This is a genomic window from Prochlorococcus marinus str. MIT 9211, assembly GCF_000018585.1.
Taxonomy (GTDB): Bacteria; Cyanobacteriota; Cyanobacteriia; order PCC-6307; family Cyanobiaceae; genus Prochlorococcus_D; species Prochlorococcus_D marinus_B.
This window is the reverse complement of the sequence record NC_009976.1, coordinates 980,808-1,007,208: the sequence shown is the minus strand read 5'-3', so window position 1 is coordinate 1,007,208 and position 26,401 is coordinate 980,808. Positions and strand designations below refer to the sequence as shown.

Here is a 26,401-nt window from a genome sequence, read left to right as displayed (position 1 = left end):
AGTAGTATATTCATTATTTATGAAAGAGGAGATTTACTTTTAGATTTTAATAAAGGTAAAAATCCATTTGCAATAGAGATTGGGCTGAAGGTACTTTTAAGTAACTTTACTAACTCTTGCATTTCTGAAATATTAATCTTGTCATCTTTTATAAGAGACATCAATAGTTTTCTTCTTACTGGCGAACCTTTAGAGCTGATAAGCAGTTTCAAGCCATCTCTAGCAACAGGGAGTAATTCATTGCCGGGAGTATCTGAACCTTCTGTTAAAACATTTAATAAAGCTTCAAGTCGATCAACTCTTATATGATCATACTTATCAAATATTATATCCATAAGTATTTCGATCATCTCTTCATTTTGTTCTACTAGTAGACGCTTCGCTACATAGGGATAAGCAAAACGCAGTATCTTAAAGCTAGGGTCTAATTTTATAGCTAGGCCCTCTTGGCTAACAACTGCTCTTATTATTAGAGCGAAACGTGCTGGTACCCGAAAGGGGTAGTCATACATTAATTCAGAAAACTTGTCAGTTATACTTTTAAGATTAAATGAATTAACTTCTTTAGTAAGTACTCCACCAAGTACTTCTTCTAGGATTGGTACTATTTTACTTAGATCTTCTTCCTCATTTAAGAACCCTAATTTTACAAAATCATTTGCTAATGAAAGGAAATCCTTGTTTATTAAATGAACAATTGCGCCAGTAAGAGTTATTCTGTCCTCATTAGAGATTGAGTCCATCATGCCAAAGTCTACATAGGCTAAGTGGCCCATTCCTCCAAGAGTATTCTTTAATGCAAACATATTCCCAGGGTGAGGGTCTGCATGAAAATATCCAAATTCGAGTAGTTGTTGAATACCACTTGTTACCGCTGTTCGGATTATTTCTGTTGGATTAATTGAGTTTTCCCTTAGGTATTCGCTATCTTTTAATTTTATTCCTTCAATCCAACTGGTAGTAATAACTTTAGAAGATGAATACATCCGTTCTACTTTAGGTACAGTGACGTATTTGTTAGATGCAAAGAGTCTTGAAAATCTTTCAGCATTATCTGCTTCTTGCTTATAGTCAATCTCCTTGAATAGGCTTATTCCAAATTCATCTATAATTTCACTGAGTCCAAAGCCAAGATTTAAAGGAAGTATTGGGCTTATTAACGAACTAAGAATCCTAATAATTACAAGATCTCTTCTAATAATATAAGTTAATCCTGGCCTTTGAATCTTTACTGCTACAGTATTTTTGTTTTTTAATTTCGCCTTGTAAACCACTCCTAGACTAGCAGAAGCTATTGGCTCATCAGGAAACTCTTCGAAATAACTTTCTAATGGATAGCCGATCTCATTTTGTAGAATTTCAATTGCTCGTGGATGGCTAAATGCAGGCAAACTATCTTGAAGCTTAGTAAGCTCTTCTAACCATTCCTTTGGGATTAAATCAGGTCGTGTTGATAAAGATTGTCCAACTTTTATGAAGCAAGGACCCAGAGTTGTAAGACTTTCCAGAAGATCTTTCGCTAGCCCTCTTTGAATATTGCTACTCTTACTTTGACCAAGAAAAAATAATTTGAATGCAAATATGCTTATCGAGACAATAATTATGATTATTCTAGGTATCCATATCCATGGCTGAACTAGTAACCATAAGAAATCTCGGCTAGCGTCATAACCTATAACCATGGAATCTATTTTGACTGAAGACTTATTGGGAAACTCCAATTGCCTAAACCTCAACTTTATTCAAACACTTTAGAAATACCACCATAATCTCATGAGGCTATCTGCCTTGCTTACTTTTAATCGCGGCCAGAATTTATTCTTGCCAGCTCATGGTCGTGGTGCTGCATTACCAAGGGAGTTCAGAAAACTTTTAAGACAAAGTCCAGGGGTTTGGGACTTGCCTGAACTTCCTGATATAGGAAGCACCTTAGTCTCAACAGGGGCAATTGCAATTAGTCAAGAGAAGTCTGCGAAGGATTTCGGAGTAGATCATTGTTGGTATGGCGTCAATGGCGCTACGGGATTATTGCAAGCTTCCCTTTTGTCAATGGCTAAGCCTTCTGAGGCTGTTTTAATGCCACGAAATATACATAGAAGTTTAATCCAGGCTTGTGTTCTTGGTGATATACAACCAATTCTATTTGACCTGCCTTATATGGCTGATAGAGGTCATACGTCACCTCCAGACTTGAATTGGTTAAATAAAGTTCTTAATTCAGTAGTTTCTTCAGGTATAAAGATCGTAGCCGCTGTATTGGTAAACCCTACTTATCATGGCTACGCATCTGACTTGACTCCATTAATAGAGCGTCTTCATAACTATGGAATATCAGTTTTAGTAGATGAAGCGCATGGGACATATTTTGCAGCAAATATTTCCAGGGATTTACCTCATTCGGCATTAAGAGCAGGCGCCGATCTTGTTGTTCATTCACTTCATAAATCTTCGACCGGTATTGGACAGACGGCGGTTCTTTGGTCCCAGGGAAATTTGATTGACCCTATAACAATCGAAAGGAGCTTGGGGATGTTTCAGACAACTAGTCCAAGCTCTTTATTGCTTTCTTCTTGTGAGGCTACACTCCGAGACTTGTGCAGCAGGGCTGGCCAAAGAAGATTGATCTCTCAAATTGATTCTTGTAGAGATGTCTATTCGCGACTTTTAACTCTTGGAGTACCTTTACTTAAAACTGATGATCCATTACGCATAATTTTGCATACATCATCTGAAGGAATAAGTGGGTTTAGAGCAGATGACTGGTTTATCAAGAAGAGAATCGTTGCAGAACTACCAGAGCCTGGGACACTTACATTTTGCATGGGGTTTGCATCTCCCAAAGGTTTCGTAAGGGCATTGGACAAGCAATGGCACGGAATGCTTGAAAAAAAAATCTCTGATGAGATATACCCACCATTTACCTTCCCAAAAGTTCCTTTTTTGACAATTCCTAGATGTTCATGTTCCTTGGCTTCTAGAGGACGGTCGCATTTTGTTTTGTTAAATGACGCAGTAGGCTCTATATCAGCTGATCTGATTTGTCCCTACCCTCCTGGCATACCTATTGTTATCCCTGGAGAATCGTTGGATCACGACCGTGTTAACTGGATGATTGAACAAAATAAACTTTGGCCTAATCAAATTCCATCACAAATCAGAGTTCTTTACTAATGCTTTCAGGGCTTTCACGAAAAAGAATTATTAGTGGTTTTGTAGCAGGAATGTTAGGCCTTTTATTTGTTGGACTTGGAGGGTGGTGGTTTACTTTATCTCTTTGCTTAATTGTGCACCTAGCGCTTCTTGAGTATTTTCGAATGGCAGAATTTACCGGTATTCGTCCTGCTACGAAAACAACTCTTGTTGCTTGTCAATTACTTCTTCTTACGACCCATTTTGGTATAGGAGAAGGATTTACAAGTTTTATTTCGGCGGGAGTATTACCTCTTACTGGGGCGGCTATTTGTGGTTGGTTGCTTTTGCAACCTAAGACAGGATCGATAGCAGATATTGCCGCTTCAATATTTGGACTTTTTTACCTTGGTTTCTTACCAAGTCATTGGATCAAATTAAGAAACATCACACATTTAGACCTCACTCAAAGCTCACCTTCTTTAACACATGGTTTATCAGGGCTATTTAATATTGGGTTTGTTATGACTTTTATTACGTGCCTAATGATTGTTGCTTTCGATATCGGATCTTATGTCTTTGGTCAAATTTATGGGAGAAGACCTCTCTCTCCAATTTCCCCTTCTAAAACTATTGAAGGTGCCATAGCAGGCTTCCTTTCAGCTATATCGATCGGCGCTATTTCTGGATTTATACTTGAATGGAAAATGGGAGTTTTTATTGGGGCTATGCTAGGTATGCTGGTAGCCTTCTTTGCATTGGTAGGAGACTTAACAGAATCAATGATGAAAAGAGATGCAGGCTTAAAGGACTCTGGAAATGTTTTACCTGGACATGGCGGCATATTGGATAGAATAGACAGTTATCTTTTTACCCCAGCGATTGTTTACTATGTAATTATATTGATAATTCCTTTAATCAATTAGTAGAAGTATTTACCTTGATCAAGGTGTTACTTTTGAGGAGCACTTAACTCTTATAGAATTATCATCTGTTGTCGCTTCTTTGATATTGATAGACTCATCCATTGGAAATAAAGAAGTTTTCTTAGAAGCAATATCCGAAATTTCCAATGTACCATTAATTACTTTAATACTAAGGTTTTTTTCAATAGTAATATCTTCTATACTATTTAGAGTTTGTAGAATCAATAGATTATTTCTAATACCTAGGATTTTAAAATGATAATTCAAAGAGAACTCTTTTTTAAACCAACTTCTTATCCAAGACCATTTCTCAGAAGAGATGATTTTATTAATACCATCCTTTGATAATAATATTTCAAAATCTATATGGAATTCTTTCGATAGTGAAACTTTTGGAGTTAATTTGTAAAGAAGCAGTTTTAGCTTTATACCTTCTGCACAGATATTTATTTTATCAATAATAATACCTTTAAAGTCTACTTTGCTAGCTTCTAAATTGACTTGGGATACGTGACCTTTCAAAAGATTCGAAGGGGAAGTATTAATTTCTAAAGATAAATCTTTAATGCTATTACATTTTGTTTTTATCCAGAGTTTTAAAGAGGTTTCAATTAGAGAGGTGAACGAATTATTGCTTCTGGGGCTATGTTTTTTTACTTCCATTTCTTAAGCCAATTAGTTGCTACAACTTCTGGCACGTCTAAGTGAGGTAGGTGGCCACATTCTGGAATCTCCTCATATTCGCACTTTAAGATTTTCATAGAAGATTCCTTTATTTCCTTATTTAGGATTTTATCTTTATCTCCCCATATTACTTTTATGGGTTGATTTGGAACAGGTTTTCCGCAATTTGCAACTCCTCCAGATCTGGCAAAGGCTGCAAGAGAACTACTCCATCCAGGGACATTTATATGTATTGATGCTATCTGCTGTTCTTGTACCCCAACATCCTTTGTTGGATTAGCAAATGCTTTAATACACAATTGCTTCCTAACAAATTTATTCTTAAGAATGCAGACGCCTAATTGATCTAGTGGCCTTGGCAATGGTTTAACTTTTCCTATTATGCCCGCTGGTGAAAGTAATAATAGACGATCTATTTTTGAATTAACCTTTCTAGCTAGCTCAATTGCTATACCTCCACCCATTGAGGCCCCTATTAAGCCAATGGAAGAATCTCCTACAATGCTTTCTATTACTGCTTCTAGGTGTTCGATGATTTTATTTATGCCATATTGAGTGTTTTCTGGTCGTGGGCAGAATCCAAATCCATATAAATCAGGAATAATTAGCTTATGTGAACTTTCTAAATAACTTACTAGTCTTCTAAATTCAAGGAAACAACTATCAAAACCATGAATAAGTAAAACTGGTGAGCCCTTCCCAGTTATAGCTATCGGATATTGCTGATTATAATCTGATGAGATACCTTCTAGGTAAAACCATTCTACTTTTCTGGCAAGAGATTTGGCGTAAGGGTCAAGCAAATTTTCAATTGTTTTATTAAAACCTTCTTCGTAATTATACAATTTGAACCTCTTTGATTGTATTAATTATTAGCTTGTTAAATTTATACTCCTGCACCGGCTAGTTCTAAATTTGTCGCACCTTTGTTAATGTGTTTAACCACAACTTTCTTGTTCTCATCGATATCTACTTCTGCTTTGTCTCCATCTTTAATCCTTCCTGAAAGAACTTCTTCCGCCAAGCTGTCTTCTAGGAGTCGCATTACTGCTCTCCTTAAAGGTCTTGCTCCATAAGAAGGGTTATAGCCTTCTTCTACAAGTCTTTCTTTGAAAGCTTCTGTGACTGATAGTGTTATGCCTTTATCTTTAATTCTTAGGAATACTTCATTTAGCATAATTTCTGCAATGTCTTTAACTTCATCTCTAGATAGCTGACGGAATACTATTATCTCGTCTAACCTGTTGAGGAATTCCGGCCTGAAATATTGCTTTAGTTCTTCATTTACGAGGGATTTAATTCTATTGTACTGACTATCTTCGATGCTCTCACCAGAGAATTCAAACCCTAGTCCGCCACCTCCTTTCTCTATAACTTTAGATCCTATGTTAGATGTCATTATTATTAATGTGTTTTTGAAATCAACTGTTCTTCCTTTTGAATCTGTTAGTCGACCTTCTTCTAAAAGTTGAAGTAGCAGATTAAATACATCAGGGTGCGATTTCTCTATTTCATCAAAAAGAACGACTGTGTATGGCCTTCTTCTAACTGCTTCAGTTAGTTGTCCGCCTTCATTGAAACCAACATATCCAGGTGGAGATCCAATTAGTTTGCTGACGGTATGTCTTTCCATAAATTCAGACATGTCTAGTCGAATCATCGCTTCTTCGCTGCCGAAGAAATATGCAGCTAGTGCCTTGGTTAATTCTGTTTTGCCAACACCAGTAGGTCCTGAAAAGATAAAACTTGCTATAGGCCTATTTGGATTTTTGAGACCAACTCTTGCCCGTCTAATTGCTTTCGAAACGGCCTTAACTGCTTCATCTTGACCAATTAACCTTTGATGAAGTGTATCCTCCATATTTAGAAGTTTTACTGATTCACTTTCTGTTAGTTTTTGAACAGGAACACCTGTCCATGAAGCAACAATATGAGCAATATCCTCTTCGTTAACAATTGGGGATCTATTGACACCTTTGATTTCTTGTGAAATATTTTCTTTATTATCCTTTTTATCTTCAGCTGATGCGTCAGGCTGACTATCTTTTTCACCTTCATTTAAAGTGGTTTTATCTTTTGTAGTATTTAATATCGAGGCAATTTGATTTTTTAGGTTTACTTCTTTTTCTCTTAATTCACCTGCTTCTGTAAAGTTCTGGTCTCTTACTGCTTCTTCTTTTTCTTTTTGAACTTTGCGTAATTGTTTGTCAACTTCCTTCGCTTCAGGAGGTAATTTGGAATTCAATAATCTGACTCTACTGCCTGCTTCATCTATAAGGTCAATAGCTTTGTCAGGAAGAAATCTGTCAGAGATATAGCGATCTCCAAGATTTGCGGCGGCTTCTAAGGCCTGATCAGTAATTTTTAGTCTGTGATGTTGCTCATATCTTTCTCTTAGCCCTTTAAGTATTTCAATTGTGTCTTCTATGGAAGGCTCTCCAATCATGACTGGTTGGAACCTCCTCTCTAAAGCAGCATCTCGTTCAATATGTTTTCGATATTCATCAAGTGTTGTAGCCCCAATGCATTGCAGTTCTCCCCTGGCCAAAGCAGGTTTAAGGATATTTGCTGCATCAATTGCCCCTTCAGCAGCACCAGCTCCAATTAAAGTATGCACTTCATCAATCACAAGAATTACATTCCCAGCAGATTTAATTTCTTCCATTATTTTCTTTAACCTTTCCTCGAATTCGCCTCGATACTTAGTACCAGCTACAAGCAAACCTATATCTAAGGTTAGGACCCTTTTCTCTTCCAAAATGTCAGGAATATCTCCTTGTTGAATTCGTTGAGCCAATCCCTCAGCTATTGCAGTTTTTCCTACACCTGGCTCACCTATAAGAACTGGGTTGTTTTTTGTCCTTCTGCCAAGTATCTGAATAACTCTATCTATTTCTTCATACCTGCCAACGACTGGGTCCAATTTTGACTCGCTAGCTAATTTGGTTAAGTTTGTTCCAAATTCATCCAGCGTGGCTGTTTTTAAAGACCCCTTGCCGCCGCCGCCGCCGCCGCCAGAAGTTACCTCTGCAGTCTCTCCAAGCATTCTTATAACTTGTGTCCTTACTTTCGTCAGATCCACACCTAGGTTCTCTAATACTCTCGCAGCAACTCCTTCCCCTTCTCTGATAAGACCCAATAGAAGATGTTCTGTGCCTATGTAGTTGTGACCAAGTTGTCTTGCTTCTTCTAATGAGAGTTCTAGAACCCTTTTTGCTCGAGGGGTAAAAGGAATCTCAACAGCAACAAAGCCAGACCCTCGGCCAATAATTTTTTCAACTTCTACTCTTGAATCCTTAAGATTTACACCCACTGATTTTAGGACTTTTGCAGCAACTCCAGTGCCTTCCCCTATTAGGCCTAAAAGTATTTGTTCTGTTCCAACAAAGTTGTGACCAAGGCGTCTTGCTTCCTCTTGGGCCAGCATTATCACCTTGATGGCCTTTTCGGTAAACCTCTCGAACATGGTCTAGGCCAATGTGCTTCTATAACCAACTTATCAGGCTTGAGAAGCTAATGTGATGCTTGTAAGCCTTCGGGATACCGTAATTTCCCAAGAGTATAATTAAAAACAATATTTTATTATGAAATTTCCCAAAGTATTTGTTTTAAATAGCTTCTAATTAATATTCTTTGCCTCGCTTTCAGAAAAAGATTATTGGTCGATATAAAGAGAAAATAATATTGCTGACGAAAGGTCCTTGTAGTAGTTTTTTCTATAACCAACTTGTAGAAAACCTAGACTTCGATAGAAATTAATGCCATCAATATTTTCTTCATTTACTTCAAGTGTTGCATTTGTTGCCCCCTTTGATTTTGCATGATTTATTAAGGCACAAAGAATTTTACTCCCTAGACCTAGTCTTCTATACCTGGGATCGACTGCCACTGCTGTAATGTCTAGTTGATTGGCTACAATCCACCCGCAAGATATAGCTATTAGCGACTCCTGCTCTGAAACCCCTAGACAATGCCTGTAATCACTCTTCAATTCGTATTCCCATTGACTTTTTGACCAAAGTCCATTTAGAGCTATATCATTTAGCCTCATGCATTGATCTAGATGAACTTCGTTAAGTGAAACCACCTGCCTATCTAGAGATAAGTCTTTTCTTTTAGCTAATTCTTTGTCCACATGATTCAATCTGGTTAATCTATCAATTAATTAAATTTACATTATTAAATTTTCTACTTTCCAAACCATGGGTGTTTCAAGGCTCTTCGACTTAAATAAGGATCAAAACAGTCCCAATAGAAACATAACTCCAATTACTGCTGAACTGGACAATTCAGATAGAATGACAGTTGGCGGATGTTTGCTTAGTGATCTTGCCAATCAATATGGGACACCTCTTTATGTAATTGATGAGGCCAGTATTAGAAGCTCTTGCAGGGCATATAGGAAGGCTCTCAAACAAAGCTACCCTGGGGATTCTTTTGTTTTATACGCCTCTAAAGCAAATAGTTCTTTGGCTATTGATAGGATTGTTGCTTCAGAAGGACTGGGTATAGACGTAGTTTCCGAGGGTGAGTTAATTACAGCCTTAAAAAGTGGTGTCGCAGGGGAACAAATTGTTTTACATGGAAATAACAAGTCTGACAAGGAGTTGTTACTAGCGCATGAGAGTAACGCAACTATTATCATTGATAATCAACATGATATACAGCGCTTGGATAAACTAATTAGCCATAAAGAAGGTAGTGTTAGATTAATGTTACGCTTTACCCCAGGAATAGAATGCCATACGCATGAATATATTCGTACAGGTCATTTAGATAGTAAGTTTGGGTTTGACCCTGAGCAAGTTTCAGATACATTTGCACAATTAAAGGATTATAAATGGGCAAAATTAGTTGGTCTTCATGCACATATAGGCTCTCAAATTTTCGAATTATCACCTCATATGGATTTGGTAGAAGTTATGGCAGATTTCTTTTTAAGAGCAAAAGATCTAGGTCATCCTATAAAAGACTTAAATATTGGCGGAGGACTTGGTGTTAAATATATTCCTTCTGATGATCCCCCAGATATTTATAGTTGGGTAGAAACTGTATCAAATGCTGTTATTAAAGCATTTGATACAAGAAATATTGAATTGCCAAGACTGATTTGTGAGCCTGGGAGGTCAATTATTGCTACTGCAGGGCTAACTCTCTATAGAATTGGAGCTCGTAAAGATATTCCAGGAGGAAAGACCTATCTGTCAATAGATGGAGGAATGAGTGATAACCCTCGCCCAATAACTTACCAATCCACTTATACAGCTTGTTTAGTTGACAGACCATTGGCTAATACTGATCAGGTCGTCACAATTGCTGGAAAACATTGTGAATCAGGAGATATTCTTTTAAATAATATTGCTTTACCCACCGCTTCTAGTGGTGATGTCCTGGGTGTTTTTGGCACAGGAGCTTATAACCTTTCTATGAGCTCTAATTACAATAGAATTCCAAGACCGGCTTCAGTTTTGGTTAATAATGCACAGTCAGATCTTGTTCAAGTAAGAGAGTTGCCTGAAGATCTATTGCGATATGACCGCCTTCCAGATCGCTTTATTGCCAAAGGGTAGGTAAATTTAGTGAAACTGGGTTGATGGAGTGAATTTTGGCTGGCTAATAAATTTGCCCTTTTTGCTTGACATATTGTTTGCATCAGCACTTGGGATCCTACTTTTTTCAAGGGTTAATGAGCAAAGAACCCTTTGGCTTCTTAGGGGGTATTTATTTCTTGTATCTCTAGCTTGGTTTGTAAATCGGTTTGCCGACCTACCAATTACATCAAAATTAATTGATGCTTTAGTTTTAGTTTGTTCATTATCATTAGCAATTTTATGGCAGGGAGAATTACGCCGATTAATGGAATTGCTTGGGACAGGTCGCTTGGCTGTTTTATTGGGTAATCCTCAAAAAGAGTTTCAAGCAAGTGCGAGTACAGTTTCTTTCTTAAGTGAGGCTGCAGGGAAACTTTCTCAAAATAGGAGAGGGGCTCTTATTGTTTTAGATATGGGCAGTGACTTGAGACCTGAAGATTTCCTTTATCCTGGCGTTCCTATTGATGCTCAGGTCTCGACAGAATTATTGTTAAACCTTTTTGCGGCAGATACTCCACTACATGATGGAGCAGTATTGATTAAGGGAAATAGAATAATTTCTGCAGGAGTTATCTTGCCTTTATCAAGACAAACCATAAGCCGTTATGGAACTAGGCATCTCGCTGCTCTTGGAATAACAGAAAGGTTTGATAGATGTATATGTGTAGTTGTTTCTGAAGAAAGTGGTACTTTATCTTTGGCTAATCAAGGGCGACTTGAAAGGCCTATTACTAGTAGTAGGTTGTTAGATCTTCTAAAGGAGTTTTTGAGTTCCCCAACCGGTAAAGTGGTTGCAAAAGTCTCATCAAGTAATTCCGGTCTAAATGACTCTGTTTCTAATAACCTTGTTGATGACAAAGCTTCAAAGCCAAATACGGGACTTTCTTCTTCGATTCCAAATAAGGACAGCTTGCAATGACGAACTCTTCGTCAATTACCTCTGATCAAAAGCATTTTGCTCAGTCTTTACCTGAAGGGCTTGATCCTCTTCGGACACCAGAGCATATTGCTGTGATCATGGATGGTAATGGAAGGTGGGCTAAAGCTCGGGGCTTATCACGAACTAAGGGTCATATTGCAGGCGTTGATGCTTTAAAAGCAACTTTGCGTTTATGCAGTGATTGGGGTCTAAAAGCACTTACTGTTTATGCTTTCTCAACAGAGAATTGGTCAAGGCCTAGTGAAGAAGTTACTTTTTTAATGGCATTATTTCAGCGTGTATTAAAAAGAGAACTTGAGGCTCTAATTCTACAAGAAGTAAGAATTAGGTTTCTTGGTGATTTAGATCAATTACCAGGACAACTGCAAGATTTGATAACTGAGGCAACAGTATTAACTTCAGGGAACAAAGGTATACATTTTAATGTGTGCACTAATTATGGCGGTAGAAGAGAGTTAGTAAAGGTGGCACAGAGGCTTGCAGAAAAATCTGTTAATGGAGATTTGGATCCTTCCTTAATAGATGAGAATGTTTTTGCAGCTGAACTATGTACTGCAAATGATGTAGACCCAGATCTTCTTATTCGTACAAGTGGTGAAAGAAGATTAAGTAATTTTCTTCTTTGGCAATTGGCCTATGCAGAGATCCATGTTACTGATGTTTTGTGGCCAGACTTTGACAAGAGCTCACTTTTAAAAGCCCTTTTAGACTACCAATCTCGTTCTAGGCGCTTTGGAGGACTACAACAAATTACCTCTAATAGAAACAAAACCTAGTTTTAACTTTATGACTTTGATTAATTACAAAGCTGCTGACCAAAAAGAAGTTCAACTCCGATATGACTGGTCTTTCTCTGAGGTTGAATCACTTTTACAAAAACCGTTGATGGATCTTTTGTGGGATGCGCAAAGAGTTCATAGATTGACTAATCCTGGTTATAAGGTTCAACTTGCATCTCTATTAAGTGTTAAAACAGGAGGCTGTGAAGAGGACTGTGCTTATTGCTCGCAATCAATTCATAACAGCAGCGATATCACTAGCTATTCAGATTTTGAGGTTGAAGAAGTTCTTAAAAGGGCAAAAACTGCTAAAGATGCAGGTGCAGATCGTTTCTGCATGGGTTGGGCGTGGAGAGAAATTCGAGATGGCCAACCTTTTGAATCAATGCTGAAAATGGTTCGAGGTGTTAGAGATCTTGGAATGGAAGCATGTGTAACAGCAGGCATGCTTACTGACAATCAAGCACTCCGTTTAGCCGAAGCTGGATTAACAGCTTATAACCATAATCTTGATACAAGCCCTGAAAACTATGATCAGATTATTACCACTCGTACTTATCAAGAACGTATAGAAACACTTGAAAGAGTTCGTTCAGCAGGTATTACCCTTTGTACAGGAGGAATTATCGGCCTTGGCGAATCTTTAAAAGATAGAGCTTCTTTGTTGAAAGTTTTAGCCAATATGAGTCCTCATCCAGAGAGTGTCCCAATAAATGCTTTGGTAGCTGTAGAGGGGACTCCTTTACAGGATCTCCCTTCCATAGACCCCATTGAGATGGTCCGCATGGTAGCTACTGCAAGAATTCTTATGCCTTTAAGTCGTGTTCGACTGAGTGCTGGACGAGAACAATTAGGTGACGAAGCACAAATTTTATGTTTTCTTGCTGGAGCAGACTCGATTTTTTATGGAGATACTCTTCTTACTACATCAAATCCTGCCATCCAAGCAGACAGAGAATTACTTTCGAAAGCAGGTGTTCAAGTGAATTGGTCATTGCATGAATAACTCTTCAGCTGGAACTATCAGTAATCAACTACAAGTGGCAGCTTTTTATAGCTTCTCTAATTTAGATGAAGAGATGCTTTCCTCATTGCCAAAAGATTTGATTGCTCTTGCTAATCAGTATCAACTACGGGGTAGTGTTTTGGTTGGCTCTGAAGGTGTCAATGGGACTGTCTGTGGATCAAAAGAAGCTGTCAAGAAATTAATAGAGAGATTGGAAGGCTTGCCCTTGAGTAATCCATTGCAACTTAAATTTAGTTGGACATCCAAGCAAGCATTTCGTCGATTTAAGTCTCGTCGCAAGAATGAAATCGTGACGATGGGGATAGCTGGTATTGACCCAGTTGAATCTGTAGGAACTTATGTGAAACCTTCTGATTGGAATGATTTTGTAGATGACCCTGAAACGTTGTTGATTGATACTCGCAATGACTATGAAATTGGAATTGGTACGTTTGAAGGAGCAATTAATCCGAATACTGAAGTCTTTCGAGACTTTCCTAAATGGGTCGATGAAAACTTAAAAACAATAATAAATAACACTTCTACTAAGAGAATTGCAATGTTTTGTACTGGAGGGATTCGCTGTGAAAAGGCGACATCGTTTCTGAATGAAAGAGGCTTTTCTGATGTTTATCATTTGCAAGGTGGGATCCTTAAATATTTAGAGGAAATACCTGAGACTGAAAGCAGATGGAAAGGTGAATGTTTTGTTTTTGACCAAAGAGTTGCTCTGGACCATCGCCTCTTTCCAGGGGTTCATCGACTCTGTTATGCATGTGGTATGCCTCTTTCGCCAGTTGATCGTGAGAAAGAAAGCTATATACCTGGTATTCAATGTCACCATTGCATTGAAAGTTTTAATGATGACGATCGCGCTAGATTTGCAGAAAGGCAGAAGCATATAGATAAGATTAACAAACGCCTACCTGGAAACTCTATATGGCCTAGTGCATGACTACTACCGGCCTTACAGCTTTAGAAAAGCAAGCCTCCGAATGTGGACTGCTTTTGAGGGTTAAAGTCAGACGTCCTCTTAATTTGTGGGCATTTAGACTTTTAGTTGGCAGACATTTATCCCCAGAAAAAGTGCAAATATTAGGTGAAATGAAGGCATGGGCCTATTACGGAACTAATGGCTTGCAATTAGACACTATGCAAGTTCGAAAAGGATCTCCCGAAGGTGTTGGCCATTTGATTTGGGCAGCGACTATGGCATGGGCTTTGGAAGAAACTATATGCAAGAGTGCTCGGTTGTTGGCAATACATGATGACAGTCGACAACATAAGAGATTGACTAGGTATTTCAGAATGCGAGGATTTGAATTTGTCAGAGATGTTGGCTCTGCCCCTTCCGACTTGCTGTTACGAGTTGTTTGGGGAGGTGCAGGAACTTTAATGGTAGCTAACTGTAATGAAGTTTATAAATCCAGTCGAAATCTTTGGGAGATGACAATGAATAATAGTTCGACCTAGCTCTCTTCTGCGTGATAACTACTTCTGACTAGTGGTCCACTATTTACTTTGAGGAAACCTAAATTTTTGGCGATATCAGCCAAGTCATCGAACTCTGATGGGTGCCAATATTTATGGACTGGTAAGTGTGAAAGAGAAGGCCTGAGGTATTGTCCAATTGTTACTTGTTGACAATTGACATCTCTTAGGTCCTTAAGGGTTTTGATTATTTCATCAAGAGTTTCACCAAGACCAAGCATTAAACCTGACTTTGTAGGAGTCTTTGGAGCTAATTCTTTTGCTGTTTTTAATAAACCTAAAGATCGCCTGTAAGTTGCACCTCTTCTGACTTCTTTTTGGAGTCGCTCAACTGTTTCAAGATTATGATTAAAACATACAGGTTTTGCAGAGAGTACTTTAGCTAGACGCTCCTTTTGAAGTCTTAGAGCTGTATCCTCATTTGAACTCCCCCCCCAGAAGTCTGGTGTTAGGACTTCTATGTTGATGTTTGGCACTAGTTCTCTAATCGCAACTATTGTTTCTGTAAAAATACTTGCTCCATGATCATGTAAATCATCTCTTGCTACAGCAGTAAGTACAACATAATTGAGTTTCAACTGTTGTATTGCTTGTGCGACACGCTTAGCTTCATTTACATCTACTTCTTGGGGAGACTTTCCTTTCTCAACCTGGCAGAATGCGCAGCTTCTTGTGCATATTGACCCACCTAGAAGAAAAGAGGCTGTACCAGATGCATAGCATTCACTTCGATTGGGACAACGCCCTTCTTCGCAGATTGTGTGCAATCTATTGCGTTTGACCAGTTTTTGAACTTTTTCTAATTGCGATGCCTTCCCAATGCCTGGCTTAATCCAACTAGGAAGACGTTCTTCTGGAAGAACTTTACTGTATTTAGTTTGTCTATTAAATGTAGTCATGAGTGTAAGTAGTTTTTTATTCTACAGTCCTTCGTCCCTCTAGGGCTCGGGCTAAAGTGACTTCATCAGCGTATTCAAGCTCACTTCCTACGGGCAGTCCGTATGCAATTCTTGTTACCTTTACAAAGGCATTTAGTAATTTAGCGAGGTAAAGACTAGTTGTGTCTCCCTCTACGCTGGGTGTAAGAGCCAGAATAACCTCGGTGGTTTCTTCACTAGTGATTCTTTTTACAAGTGGTGAAATGTTTAATAATTCAGGACCTATACCATCCATTGGTGAGATGAGCCCTCCAAGAACATGATAGAGACCTTTATATTCACGGGTTCTTTCTAACGCAAGAAGATCTCTTGAATCAGCAACAACACAGATCAAATTTCTTTGTCTGTTTTGGTTTAAACAGATTTCACATTCGTTACCTTCTGTCAAGTGGAAACATTGCTGACACTGCCCAACTTGGTTCCTTGCGTTTAGCAGTGCGTTGGCGAAAGCTTTTATTCTTTCTTCTGGTTGACGCAATAAATGCAACGCAAGCCTTTGCGCTGTTCTGGGGCCAATCCCAGGCAATTGCTCAAATTGATCAATTAGACGGGCAAGTGGTCTTGTGAAGCCGTTCAGAGGTTTTTCGCGAATAAGACAAATTTAAGCAGTCTTTGACAACAAAAGTAGAATTTAATAAGTATTCAGATTTTTGAATCAACTTTTTATCATAATACTTGTTACTGAGGGTTATCGATGTCTAATTTTTTAAAAGCTTTTCGAAACTTTTTTCTTGCATTCCTATTGATTTGCTCTGTAACTGCATGTAATACCTCATCAACAGCTGGATTAGAAGCTTTTCAAAGTAACGATGGTCGATACGGATTCTTTTATCCAACTGGATGGACGCGAGTAACAGTTAGTGGTGGCCCAGAAGTTGTTTTCCATGATGTTATTAATAGTGATGAAACTCTTAGTCTTGTAGTTTCAGACCTAGACGAAGATGTTGACCTCGAGGAACTAGGTGGACCAAAAACTGTTGGGCAGAGACTAATTGAGCAGGTTTTTTCAGCTGACGGTGCTGGTAGACAGGCAGAATTATTAGATGCCCAAAAAAGAGAATTTGATGGTCATACCTTTTATGATATTGAGTACTCTATACATCTTCCTAATAGAGATAGACATGAGTTGGCTACAGTAGTTATTGACCGAGGATCCCTATTCACTTTGGCAGCTAGTACTAATGAGAATAGATGGCCTAGAGTCAAAGAACTATTTGGTCGTGTTATTACTTCCTTTAATTTCCTCTATGGATAACAATATTTCCCTGATTTAAGTAATTTCAAAGCCCTCTAATCTATTCGTTTGATTCATAACCAGCTTGTACTTTCCAAAGATCAAAATAAATACCTTTGTTTTTTAGTAGTGAATGGTGGGTTCCTCTCTCTTTAATTAAACCCTGGTCTAAAACAATTATTTCATCTGCATTTTTAACTGTACTTAATCTGTGCGCTATTACTAGAGTTGTTCTATTAGAAGTTATCTTTGAGAGGGATCTCTGAATTGCTGCTTCAGTTTCATTGTCTACAGATGCTGTGGCTTCATCTAATATCAATATCGGCGCATCTTTTAGGATTGCTCTTGCTAATGCAATTCTTTGGCACTGTCCTCCCGATAGCTTTTGCCCCCTTTCCCCAACAAGGGTGTTATATCCTTCAGGTAGTTTTTCAATAAACTCAGCTGCCTCCGAAAGTTGGGCAGCTTTGATAATTTGATCATGGCCTGCTGCTTTATTGCCATAAGAAATATTCTCTTTTACTGTGCCATGGAATAGGTAAACTTCTTGACTAACTAACGCTATACACTTTCGTAGATCCAATAGATCTACTTGATCTATTGGAATTCCATCTATCTTAATATCGCCTTGATCTAACTTATAAAGCCTTAGTATTAATTTCACTAATGTGCTTTTCCCAGAACCTGTAGGTCCTACAACTCCAACAGTACTTCCCTCATGAATATTTAGGTTGAACCTATTTAAAAGTAGTGGGCGATCATTATATTTGAAACTTACATTATTAAACTCTATTCTACCTTTTAAACTTTTTAAACCAAGCCTTATTCTTCCACTAGATATTGTTACTGGGGTATCTATTAGGTCTAGGACTCTATTTGTAGATGCCATTGATCTTTGATAGTCATCTAAAACATGCCCTAGTGTAGTTAAGGGCCAAAGAAGTCTTTGAGTAATAAATATAAGGAAACTATAGCTTCCAATTTCAATTATTCCTTTCCAAGCTTGTAAGCCACCTACAATTAGGATTGCAAGAAATGCGAAAAGAATTGCAAATCTAATTAATGGAATAAATGCAGCAGATAATTTAATTGCCTTTTGATTACTTATTTGATACAAATTACTGTCATTATTTACTCTCTCTAGTTCCCATGATTCTGTGGCAAAGCTCTTAATTGTTAACATTCCACCTAAGTTGTTACTAAGACGAGCTGCTAGATCTCCAGCTTTATCTCTCACATCTTTATATCTAGGAGCAAGACCTTTTTGAAATTTTATAGATCCGATAAGTATTAAAGGTATAGGTACAAATGCAAAGATTGCAACTCCTGGTGCTAAATAAGTCATAGCAAGACCAACTATGGTCACAGTCACAATTAACTGAAGGATCTGGTTTGCTCCGTGGTCTAAAAATCTTTCAAGTTGATTAATATCATCATTCAAAATTGACAGAAGTCTTCCAGAACTATCTGACTCAAAAAAAGACATCTCTAACTTTTGTATGTGGCTATATGCTTGAATTCGAAGATTGTGCTGCGTTGTTTGAGCAAGATTCCTCCAAAGAACGCCATATAAGTATTCAAAATATGATTCGGCTGTCCAAATCAAGAATGAAGAAATGGCAAGAATGGCCAGTTGAGAAGTAACTGCTTCAAAGCCTAAGCCAGCCAACCAGGATTTATCTTCTCGAACAACTACATCAACAGATATACCTATTAGAACAGGAGGCGCTAAATCAAAGATTTTATTTAAAACTGAACAGGTTATGGCAGCTAATATCAACTTCTTATGTTTTTTTTGACTTCTAAGTAGCCTTTGCAGAGGAGGTTTATTTTTAATTTTTGAACGATTCATTCGTATAAAAAGAAAGGGTTAATTTTGTTTTGAAAAATTAAATCTCTTAGTAGCTTCTTCTTTGCATAAGTTACGAGCCTTATTTATTGTTAGACCGGAGTTTATTTGTTTCACAAAGCATTTACAGGCAAAGTCTCCCATTTCATCTAGTGGTTTCTCTTTGGTGAATTGCATCTGTGCTTTGAAACTTGCCATACATAACATAGTAACAAGGTCATTTGTTTCTTCACTATTTGCTTTTCCTGTTACTAGAAATAAACCTGTATACATTAGAAGAATAATATATAAATTCGTTGTTAGAGGACGATTCATTCTGAAAATTACTTATTTATAAAGATTAATATTTAGCTCTTTATTCATTACTTTAACTGTCTTCAAGCTTTTATAAATATTTGTGGGCATACCTTTAGGTAGGTCTACTAAACTGTAATTATCAAAAATTTGTATGCGGCCTATCATGTTTCCTTTTAGACCACTCTCATTGGCTATAGCACCTACAATATTTCCTGGCTTTACTCTATCTCTATGGCCTACATCTAATTTATAACGCTCTTTATCTTTATCAGGATGCGAGGAGTTAAAGCTATTTTTTCGACGTGATCTGCCTCTATCGTCTCGACGGTCATAGTTTTTACGTGAGATGTTTTGTTGACTTAACCAACTCTCGTCCTCTTGAATTTTCAGTGGGAGACTACCTATTGCAAGATTTAATGCGGCTACTGCAATGTCTTTAGTCTCTATCTCTAATTCTTCACCTACTTCTTTAATCAGGCATTTCAGAATTTCTGTTTCCTCTTCATGTTGTCTAGGTGTCTCAACTGCTTGGCTCAAATTGTTTTTGAGCTTGTTAATTCGGTGTTGATTAATGATTTCATTATTTGGAATTTCCATCTTTTCTATACTTTGACCAACCGCTCGTTCTAGATTGTTTATAAAAGATCTTTCTCTTGGGCTTACGAAAAGGATTGCTTCCCCAGTTCTCCCCGCCCTACCAGTTCTTCCAATGCGATGCACATAAGCCTCTGAATCAAAAGGCATATCGTAATTAATTACAAGTCCAATTCGTTCTACGTCAAGTCCCCTTGCTGCAACATCTGTTGCAACAAGTATATCTATACCTCCCTGGCGTAGGCGTTCAATTGTTCTTTCTCTTAAGGTTTGTGGTACATCTCCATTTAGAACGGCGACATTATGATTTAAGGCTTCTAGACTTTCGGAAAGTCTAAGGGTAATGGCCTTTGTCCTAGCAAAGATAATAACTCCTTCATCTGCAGTTGTTTCAAGTACCCTTTTTAATGCTTCAAGCTTGAAACTATTTTGAATTACAATATACCTTTGTCGAATCAATTGAGCTTCTTTCTTTTGGGCTTTAATCGTAATTTCAGCTGGTTCATGTAGATACTGTTTTGATAAACGTCTTATCTCACTAGGCATTGTTGCTGAAAAGAATATCATCTGACGCTTTGCAGGCAACTGTTCGAGTATCCACTCAATATCATCAATAAAGCCCATCCTTAGCATTTCGTCCGCTTCATCTAGAACAAGTGTTTCCAAATCAGTCTTTATAAAAGTCCCTTGTCTAATATGATCCATGACTCTTCCAGGCGTCCCCACAACAATTTGTACACCTCTCCTGAGTGCATTGATCTGCGCTCTGAAGTCTGAGCCTCCATATACTGCTAGAACTTGAACCTCGGGCCTTCCCTGGGCATAAGCACGAAATGAATCTGCTACTTGCATGGCAAGTTCGCGCGTAGGTGCTAGGACGAGAACTTGAGGCGCACGCGTGTCTTGTTTTATCCTTTCAAGTATTGGTAGAGCAAAGGCAGCCGTTTTTCCTGTCCCTGTTTGAGCTTGACCTAGGAGATCTCGGCCGAGCATCAATTCTGGGAAGGCTGCTTTTTGAATTGGGGTAGGGTCTTTGTAACCCTTACTTTCCAGTGTGTTTATCAGATCATCACTAAATCCAAAACCTTCAAAACCTAGAGATTTATGAACTTCAGGATTTTCATTAATGGAAAGTTTTGATTGGTCTTTAGAAGCTACCTCTGAAACGCTTTCACTTTCTAAGCTTAATTCTTTAGAACTTCCTGTCTTTTTTAAACATGAAGAACCAGCCTGAGTTTTTTTCGTGGCCATGTAATTTAATTTTATCCCTGATAATCCTTAAAAATCAGGCAGACAACCTCCAATCGGTATATAACCGTGCTTTGTTGACGCGCCTTTTTTAAAGGTTTCTCTTAATCTAACATTGTGTGATATTCCCATTAAGAGGTATCGGGCTTATTTCTTCAATTGCTTTGCGCCTCAGGCAAAATAAGATCAAATTTATTTTTTGCCCGCGTAAGTGCTGTATACATTAAGCTTTTATCGTAATTCTCATTTCTTTTATCTTGTTTTATTTGCTGATCACATATATAGCTATCATCGGGCCAAAGCAAAACAACGTCATTAACCTCACTGCCTTGTGATTTATGTATGGTTAGAGCATAAGCTGGATCCACTTTTCTTAATCTGCTTGGATGAATAAGCTTTGGCTCTAAAGTTTGTTTCTCTGTAATGACTCTAAATATGAGACGTCTTTCATTATTGCTTCCAAATATTACTCCTATATCACCATTTGATAAGCCAAGTTCTTGCTGGTTTTCACCACAAATAACAGGTGTTCCTTCTGGCCAGTGCATCACGCCTTCTTCTAAGCTATTCCCTAACAGTGCTTGATGAACATGCTCTACACTCCATAGTCCAAATCTTCTGGGGCATAAAACTGCTAACTCTTCTAGAGTTTTTAAAAGTTTTTTTATTGTATTATCAAATTCAGGATTATTTATAGTTGCTGGGTATGTATTAACTGTATTCAAAGTTTCCAATGAATTACTTAGGATCTTTTGGATTTCAGCTTGCTTTGCCTTTAGTTTTTCAAGTAGAAATGAAGGCATACTATTTTTCTTCTGTGAATGCGATTTGACATTTGATGATAAAGGAAGATTTTGGATCTGATTCCAGAAAACATTAAAGCTGTCTTCTCTAATCATCTTTGCTAATAAAGCGATTTGACCACGATTTCGGTAAACCTTGCTCAAATTAATTCTTGATGAGCCAAGGATCTCTTGGTTTTGAGACTTTAGAAGCTCATTCCAGACTGCTCCACTACCAACAGGAGGCAGTTGATTAGGATCACCTACAAGTACTAATTGACTTTGTTTTGGTAATGCATTTAAAACACCTCTCATTAGACTAATGTCTACCATTGACATCTCATCTATTACTAGGAGATCTAAATCTAATTGATTGGTTTCGTTTTTACTAAATCCACGTTCGTTTGCTTTTAACCATCTATGCAAAGTTAGGCATGGAATACGGTAGAACTTATCTTTGACTTGCGGGTTTAATTCTTCTATAGAGGATTGAAGTGATTCTTGAAGACGTCTCGTTGCTTTACCAGTCGGGGCTGCTAAACCAATTCGTAATTCTAAATCTATTGATAGTGATTTTCTTAGCATCTCTACAATTGTACTTGTTTTCCCTGTTCCTGGGCCTCCACTCAATAAGACTAAATTATGAGATGTTATCGATTCTAAGGCGAGGAGTTGTTCGGAATTCAGTTTGACTGTTGATTTGATGGCATCTTTATCAACTTCTATAATTGCTAATTTGGGACGTTGATTAGATTTTTTTATTAGATCTTTAATTATACCTTTCATTTCATAATCCCATCGATACCATCCAAGTCGATTGTTTTCAAGGATTATGGGACTCGTGCTTTGCTCAAGCCAGCCGCTCTGTTTGATGGCTCTTAAATGTTCTGTAGGCCATCCCGGTGCCTTGACCTCGGTTGGTGGCTTTGACTCGTCTAAAGAAATATAGATCTCTCCACGGGATAACGACTCTAAAAGGATATTTATTAGGTCTTGCAAATGTGGTTGAGAAGCACTAGTTGGTATTCTTTCAAGTAAGACTTTTGCAAGAGCATTTTTTAACTCTGGCTTTATCTGATGGGTATTCTCTTTATTCATTCTCCGCCGTTCTCAATTAGACTATCTAGCTCTAATACGGTTTGAGCAGATGCCTCTTCAATTATTAGTCCTGGCATCTCATTAGAGTTTCTAGGGATACTATTAATCTCATCTTGGCTCGGTATACCTCGGAGAAACACGTAGACATAACCTCCTAGATGTTTATTAGGAGAGTAGCCAGGTAATCTCCATTTCAGGAATCTGTGTAAGGCTACTAAATATAAATTTGCCTGAAGAAGATAGTGATGATGCATCATTTCTTCTTCCATTCTGGATGCACTGTAATGGGCTGGGCCGCAGTAAGTAGTGAGATTATTCGTTGGATGGTTGGCTAGCCAATTGCTTTTCCAGTCAGCTACCCACCAGCGTTTTTGAGAAAACTCATTCTGATCATTGAACACCAAGTCAATTGACCCAGTTAGAAAACCTCGACTATAGATATTCAATTCTTTAATCTGATCAGAATAGGCTTTCCCAAAACGTCTCTTTGTACAACTATGTAATGTCTTTTCCAAATCAGAAGTTTTGATTGGCTGCCTATTTTTTGATAAACAAAGGTCAAACCCAAGCTCATTGATCTTATTTCTATTATCTATGTCTTTGAAACGTAGGTTTCCGAGTGATTTACCCATTTTAATATTTAAAACTCTTTCTAGGGCAACTTGCACGTCAACTCGATGCTTTTCATCTATTCCACTTCTTCTCAATTCGTCAACTATTACTAACTCCGAGTCTTTGCAGCTTATTGGATGACGGAAGTTTATTCTTTCAAGAATCTTGTGAAGGCACTCACCTGCGATTGGCCCTCGAGGGAAATTTTGAAGTGGACCTTGCTTAGACCAATTGTAGTCACTTAGGTTTTCTCTTTGATAAAAGGTCGTCACATCAGGATTACGATTCTCTAAATTAACTACTTCTTGCTCTAGATCTTTACCCTCATCAATTGCATCTGGGTTTAGTGGACGCTCATTAAGTCTGTATGTGCTGGATATCCAAGATGAGTAGCTATGACGACCCCAGCTTTTATCTAATTTACGTTTTGGGGTAGGTCCTAATTTCAGTATTGATTTATCATCAAATTTATCCCAGTAACCTTTTACCTTCCCTATATCTACTTGGCGAATACTTATATTTGAATTATTGGCTTTAACCCATGTATTCATTTTTTCAAAAGTTAGATCCTCGGCTTTTGCATCAAGAGAATTAGGACCAAATAGAAAGAATTTCAAAGGATTATTTTCTTGCTTAGAGGCTGCAATCCAAATGACAATTAACTTATCTTGTGCTCGTGTCATTGCTACATAAGCTAATCTTTCTGCTTCTTGATTGGCTTCCACTATCGCGCTGTCAATAATTTGATTTCCATTTCCCCATCCTGGATTGATAGATATCAACCATTGTTTTTTCACATCATCTCTCCAAAGAGGTCCCCTTGGAGAACTTGGACTTTGCCATAGGTAAGGACATATCACCACTTTGAATTCTAGTCCTTTGCTTCGATGAATCGTAATAACATTGATAGCTTCTTCTGCTATGTCACTGTTAGGTTGACGATCTTCAGGTGTAGGGTCTAGTAATTTTGTGCGTTGTTGTTTTAACCATCTCGCGGCACCTCTTGCATTTAGTCCCTGATTGTGCACTGCTTCTTGGACAAGCTGTGCACATTGAAATAAATCGCCTAGCAATGTTCCCTTCCTTGAAAGGCTTGCAATATTCTTGCTTTCTAGGAAGTTTGAAAGGCAGCCTATGAGACCTAGCTCGTTTAGTTCATTCCCCCAATTAGTAAATTGGATAATTAAATCATCGATCTCTTTTGTCTCTTCAGCATCTTTTAACTTGTTAATATCCCATTGCATTAAAGGGGAGCAAGCAAGTAGCCTAATGTTGTCTATAGAGTTAGGGCTTGATAGGCAGTCAATGAATCGTTGTAGGATTGTTGCAGCCTCACTTTCGAAAATATCTCCCTTGTTGATTAGGCGACTTGGTATGCCAGATTTACTTAGCGACAATCTGATGTCGTTTGCTTGACTGTGACGGTTGACAAGGATACAAATATCATTTGGATGTAATTCACTGTCAGGTTTATTTATTAATTCCAAGATGGCGTTGGTAACGATATTTGGTATCAATTGCTCGACTTTGTTTCTTAAAGGGGGTACTGAGCTATTTAAAACCTTCTCGCTAGAGCTAGGTTTAGGTGTAAGAATTTCTAATGAATGAGACTCTGTTGATAGCGGCAATAGCTTCCTCTTTGATCCAGACTTTAATGACGGAACATTTAAAGCTGAGTATTTAAGGCCACAAGACATCATTTGATTAAGACTACTCAGTAGAGGAGCAGATGCTCTGAAGTTAGTTAGTAAAGAGTCAACTCGGTCTGCCTCCTTGCGAGCTAGTAGATATGTATTTAAGTCACCACCTCTGAACTTATAGATTGCTTGCTTCGGATCCCCAACCATTACTAAAAGATGCTTTGAGCTTTTACCAAAAACAGTATTAAAAATTCTCCATTGAAGAGGATCAGTGTCTTGAAACTCATCAATTAAAATAACTTTGTACCTTTGACGTAACCTTTCTTGTAACTTTGGGAAATTATTTTTAACTGAACAGTTTGATTCAGGATCTAATGCTTTGAGTTGATCTGAAAAACTTATAAATCCTGATTTAAGCCTTTTAAGTCTTAGGCTCTCTAATACAGATCCTACAGCATGAATAAATACAAGCTCTGCTGGTTTATCAAATAAATCTGCAATTGCTTGTTGAAGTTTTGGCCTAATTAATGATGAGTAGTCTAATTGATTACGTCTTTCTACTTCTGCAAGCTTTAAGGGATGAAAATAGTCTTTAAGTAATTTCTGAGTACGAATATCTTCATAGGAAATAGGCTTGCTTTTTTTAGATCCATATTGAGAACACTTAAATATATTTATCCATTCATTTAATTCTTGATATCTATTCTTTCTTGGATTTGGGCTGTATGGCTTTGTATCTACGATCCCTATCTCTCGATAGGAGCTGGCTATCTTCTTAAGCTCATTGTCTAAATCACTACCATACTCTTCCCAACTGGAAATAAAACTTTCCCAGCAAGTCTTAAGGTTAGTATTAAATTGTTCTTTAAGTGGTTTTGACACGTCTACTTCTGTACGCTTAATCGAAAGTTTTAGACTTGGATCTTGATCAATAGCCAACACTTTCTTTGCAATACTTTCTGCATTAATACCTGCTTGTTTTATTCCTTTTAGATGTTGAGGGGCCAGAGATAGGACGTTTTGAATCCAATATTCATGTGCAATTTCATTTACGAGCTTTTTAATCTCTCCCTCAGCTATTGGATGTGGTTCAATGGCACTACCACTTTCTATTACGTCTCTTTGAAGGGTACGCCTACAGAAGCCATGTATTGTGGTGATGTCAGCTTGGTCAATATTTGTCAATGCATCTAGTAGATGATTTACCCAGTGCATTCTTCGCTGTATATCGTTGATAAATTTCTTTAGCCATTCATCAAGTACTTGGTCTATATGCTTGTTTTTGTATTCCTTGCTTGGGTTCTCTAACCCTTTCAAGGCAAATATTAGTCTATTTGTAATCCTTGCCTTTATCTCTGCCGCGGAAGCTCTGGTAAAGCTCACTACAAGGATTTCATTTATTGAGTGTTGTTTTTCTGTTAGCAGTCTTAGCACAAGGTGAGCGAGGGAAAATGTCTTTCCAGTACCGGCACTAGCTTCTATTAGGCGAACCCCTGGCTCAAGGGGAAATGTGTTTGGGTTGAATTCAGACTCTATGCCCATAGTTTTTCTAAGTTGTCAATA

21 protein-coding genes are annotated in these 26,401 nt (G+C 37.8%); 9 read left to right on the top strand and 12 right to left on the bottom strand.

Going from position 1 to position 26,401, the window contains the following annotated elements; all coding sequences use genetic code 11:
• Nucleotides 1-17 precede the first annotated feature (17 nt).
• Entirely contained in the window at nucleotides 18-1,682 is a 1,665-nt protein-coding gene (locus tag P9211_RS05380; protein WP_225866231.1) for an ABC1 kinase family protein, read from the bottom strand.
• 91 nt (nucleotides 1,683-1,773) lie between these two features.
• Here P9211_RS05380 and P9211_RS05375 point away from each other — a divergent pair, with 91 nt between their 5' ends.
• Complete coding sequence (locus tag P9211_RS05375) at nucleotides 1,774-3,171, top strand: lysine decarboxylase (protein ID WP_012195654.1); 1,398 nt, start codon at nucleotides 1,774-1,776, stop codon at nucleotides 3,169-3,171.
• On the top strand, nucleotides 3,171-4,055 hold the full coding sequence (locus P9211_RS05370; RefSeq protein ID WP_012195653.1) for a phosphatidate cytidylyltransferase: 885 nt from the start codon (nucleotides 3,171-3,173) through the stop codon (nucleotides 4,053-4,055). The genes P9211_RS05375 and P9211_RS05370 overlap by 1 nt, the downstream gene beginning before the upstream one ends.
• Nucleotides 4,056-4,073: 18 nt before the next feature.
• On the opposite strand, the gene P9211_RS05365 is transcribed toward P9211_RS05370, so the two are convergent.
• The 4 genes from P9211_RS05365 to P9211_RS05350 form a co-directional block, all read right to left on the bottom strand.
• The gene (locus P9211_RS05365; protein WP_012195652.1) at nucleotides 4,074-4,718 is read right to left on the bottom strand and encodes an LmeA family phospholipid-binding protein; all 645 of its coding nucleotides are present in this window, start codon (nucleotides 4,716-4,718) and stop codon (nucleotides 4,074-4,076) included.
• Nucleotides 4,709-5,584: an alpha/beta fold hydrolase gene (locus tag P9211_RS05360; protein ID WP_012195651.1), complete on the bottom strand. Its 876-nt coding sequence runs from the start codon at nucleotides 5,582-5,584 to the stop codon at nucleotides 4,709-4,711. Before P9211_RS05360 ends, P9211_RS05365 begins: the two co-directional genes overlap by 10 nt.
• 41 nt (nucleotides 5,585-5,625) lie before the next feature.
• Nucleotides 5,626-8,205, bottom strand: a complete 2,580-nt coding sequence (locus tag P9211_RS05355) for an ATP-dependent Clp protease ATP-binding subunit (protein ID WP_012195650.1) — start codon at nucleotides 8,203-8,205, stop codon at nucleotides 5,626-5,628.
• Nucleotides 8,206-8,394: 189 nt separating this feature from the next.
• Nucleotides 8,395-8,874, bottom strand: coding sequence for a GNAT family N-acetyltransferase (locus P9211_RS05350; RefSeq protein WP_225866190.1), 480 nt, complete (start codon nucleotides 8,872-8,874; stop codon nucleotides 8,395-8,397).
• A gap of 67 nt (nucleotides 8,875-8,941) precedes the next feature.
• Here P9211_RS05350 and lysA point away from each other — a divergent pair, with 67 nt between their 5' ends.
• The 6 genes from lysA to P9211_RS05320 are packed head-to-tail and all read left to right on the top strand — an operon-like array spanning nucleotide 8,942 to nucleotide 14,528.
• Entirely contained in the window at nucleotides 8,942-10,309 is a 1,368-nt protein-coding gene (lysA, locus tag P9211_RS05345) for a diaminopimelate decarboxylase (protein WP_012195648.1), read from the top strand.
• A 28-nt stretch (nucleotides 10,310-10,337) separates the two neighbouring features.
• Nucleotides 10,338-11,249 (top strand): diadenylate cyclase CdaA, encoded by a 912-nt coding sequence (gene cdaA / locus P9211_RS05340; protein ID WP_012195647.1) that lies wholly within the window; start codon nucleotides 10,338-10,340, stop codon nucleotides 11,247-11,249.
• The gene (gene uppS / locus P9211_RS05335; RefSeq protein WP_012195646.1) at nucleotides 11,246-12,046 is read left to right on the top strand and encodes a polyprenyl diphosphate synthase; all 801 of its coding nucleotides are present in this window, start codon (nucleotides 11,246-11,248) and stop codon (nucleotides 12,044-12,046) included. The genes cdaA and uppS overlap by 4 nt, the downstream gene beginning before the upstream one ends.
• A 10-nt stretch (nucleotides 12,047-12,056) precedes the next feature.
• A complete protein-coding gene (gene bioB / locus P9211_RS05330; protein ID WP_012195645.1) occupies nucleotides 12,057-13,055 on the top strand; it encodes a biotin synthase BioB in 999 nt (332 codons plus the stop codon).
• Nucleotides 13,048-14,010 carry a rhodanese-related sulfurtransferase gene (locus tag P9211_RS05325; protein WP_012195644.1) on the top strand — a complete coding sequence of 321 codons (963 nt, stop codon included), beginning with the start codon at nucleotides 13,048-13,050 and terminating at the stop codon, nucleotides 14,008-14,010. Before bioB ends, P9211_RS05325 begins: the two co-directional genes overlap by 8 nt.
• Nucleotides 14,007-14,528: a hypothetical protein gene (locus tag P9211_RS05320; protein WP_012195643.1), complete on the top strand. Its 522-nt coding sequence runs from the start codon at nucleotides 14,007-14,009 to the stop codon at nucleotides 14,526-14,528. Before P9211_RS05325 ends, P9211_RS05320 begins: the two co-directional genes overlap by 4 nt.
• On the opposite strand, the gene lipA is transcribed toward P9211_RS05320, so the two are convergent.
• Nucleotides 14,525-15,445, bottom strand: coding sequence for a lipoyl synthase (lipA, locus tag P9211_RS05315; RefSeq protein WP_012195642.1), 921 nt, complete (start codon nucleotides 15,443-15,445; stop codon nucleotides 14,525-14,527). The two genes, P9211_RS05320 and lipA, sit on opposite strands and share 4 nt — an antisense overlap.
• A gap of 16 nt (nucleotides 15,446-15,461) precedes the next feature.
• Complete coding sequence (recR, locus tag P9211_RS05310) at nucleotides 15,462-16,061, bottom strand: recombination mediator RecR (protein ID WP_086934883.1); 600 nt, start codon at nucleotides 16,059-16,061, stop codon at nucleotides 15,462-15,464.
• Nucleotides 16,062-16,178: 117 nt separating this feature from the next.
• Between recR and psbP the strand changes: the two genes are divergently transcribed.
• Nucleotides 16,179-16,739 (top strand): photosystem II reaction center PsbP, encoded by a 561-nt coding sequence (gene psbP, locus P9211_RS05305; RefSeq protein WP_012195640.1) that lies wholly within the window; start codon nucleotides 16,179-16,181, stop codon nucleotides 16,737-16,739.
• Between the two features lie 40 nt (nucleotides 16,740-16,779).
• Here the strand turns inward: psbP and P9211_RS05300 are convergent, their stop codons facing one another.
• From P9211_RS05300 to P9211_RS05280, 5 genes are all read right to left on the bottom strand, one after another.
• The gene (locus P9211_RS05300; RefSeq protein WP_012195639.1) at nucleotides 16,780-18,570 is read right to left on the bottom strand and encodes an ABC transporter ATP-binding protein; all 1,791 of its coding nucleotides are present in this window, start codon (nucleotides 18,568-18,570) and stop codon (nucleotides 16,780-16,782) included.
• An 18-nt stretch (nucleotides 18,571-18,588) separates the two neighbouring features.
• Nucleotides 18,589-18,882 carry a hypothetical protein gene (locus P9211_RS05295; protein WP_012195638.1) on the bottom strand — a complete coding sequence of 98 codons (294 nt, stop codon included), beginning with the start codon at nucleotides 18,880-18,882 and terminating at the stop codon, nucleotides 18,589-18,591.
• A gap of 12 nt (nucleotides 18,883-18,894) precedes the next feature.
• On the bottom strand, nucleotides 18,895-20,709 hold the full coding sequence (locus P9211_RS05290; protein ID WP_012195637.1) for a DEAD/DEAH box helicase: 1,815 nt from the start codon (nucleotides 20,707-20,709) through the stop codon (nucleotides 18,895-18,897).
• A 152-nt stretch (nucleotides 20,710-20,861) separates the two neighbouring features.
• Complete coding sequence (gene recD / locus P9211_RS05285) at nucleotides 20,862-22,586, bottom strand: exodeoxyribonuclease V subunit alpha (RefSeq protein WP_012195636.1); 1,725 nt, start codon at nucleotides 22,584-22,586, stop codon at nucleotides 20,862-20,864.
• On the bottom strand, nucleotides 22,583-26,380 hold the full coding sequence (locus tag P9211_RS05280) for a UvrD-helicase domain-containing protein (protein WP_012195635.1): 3,798 nt from the start codon (nucleotides 26,378-26,380) through the stop codon (nucleotides 22,583-22,585). Before P9211_RS05280 ends, recD begins: the two co-directional genes overlap by 4 nt.
• Nucleotides 26,381-26,401: the final 21 nt, after the last annotated feature.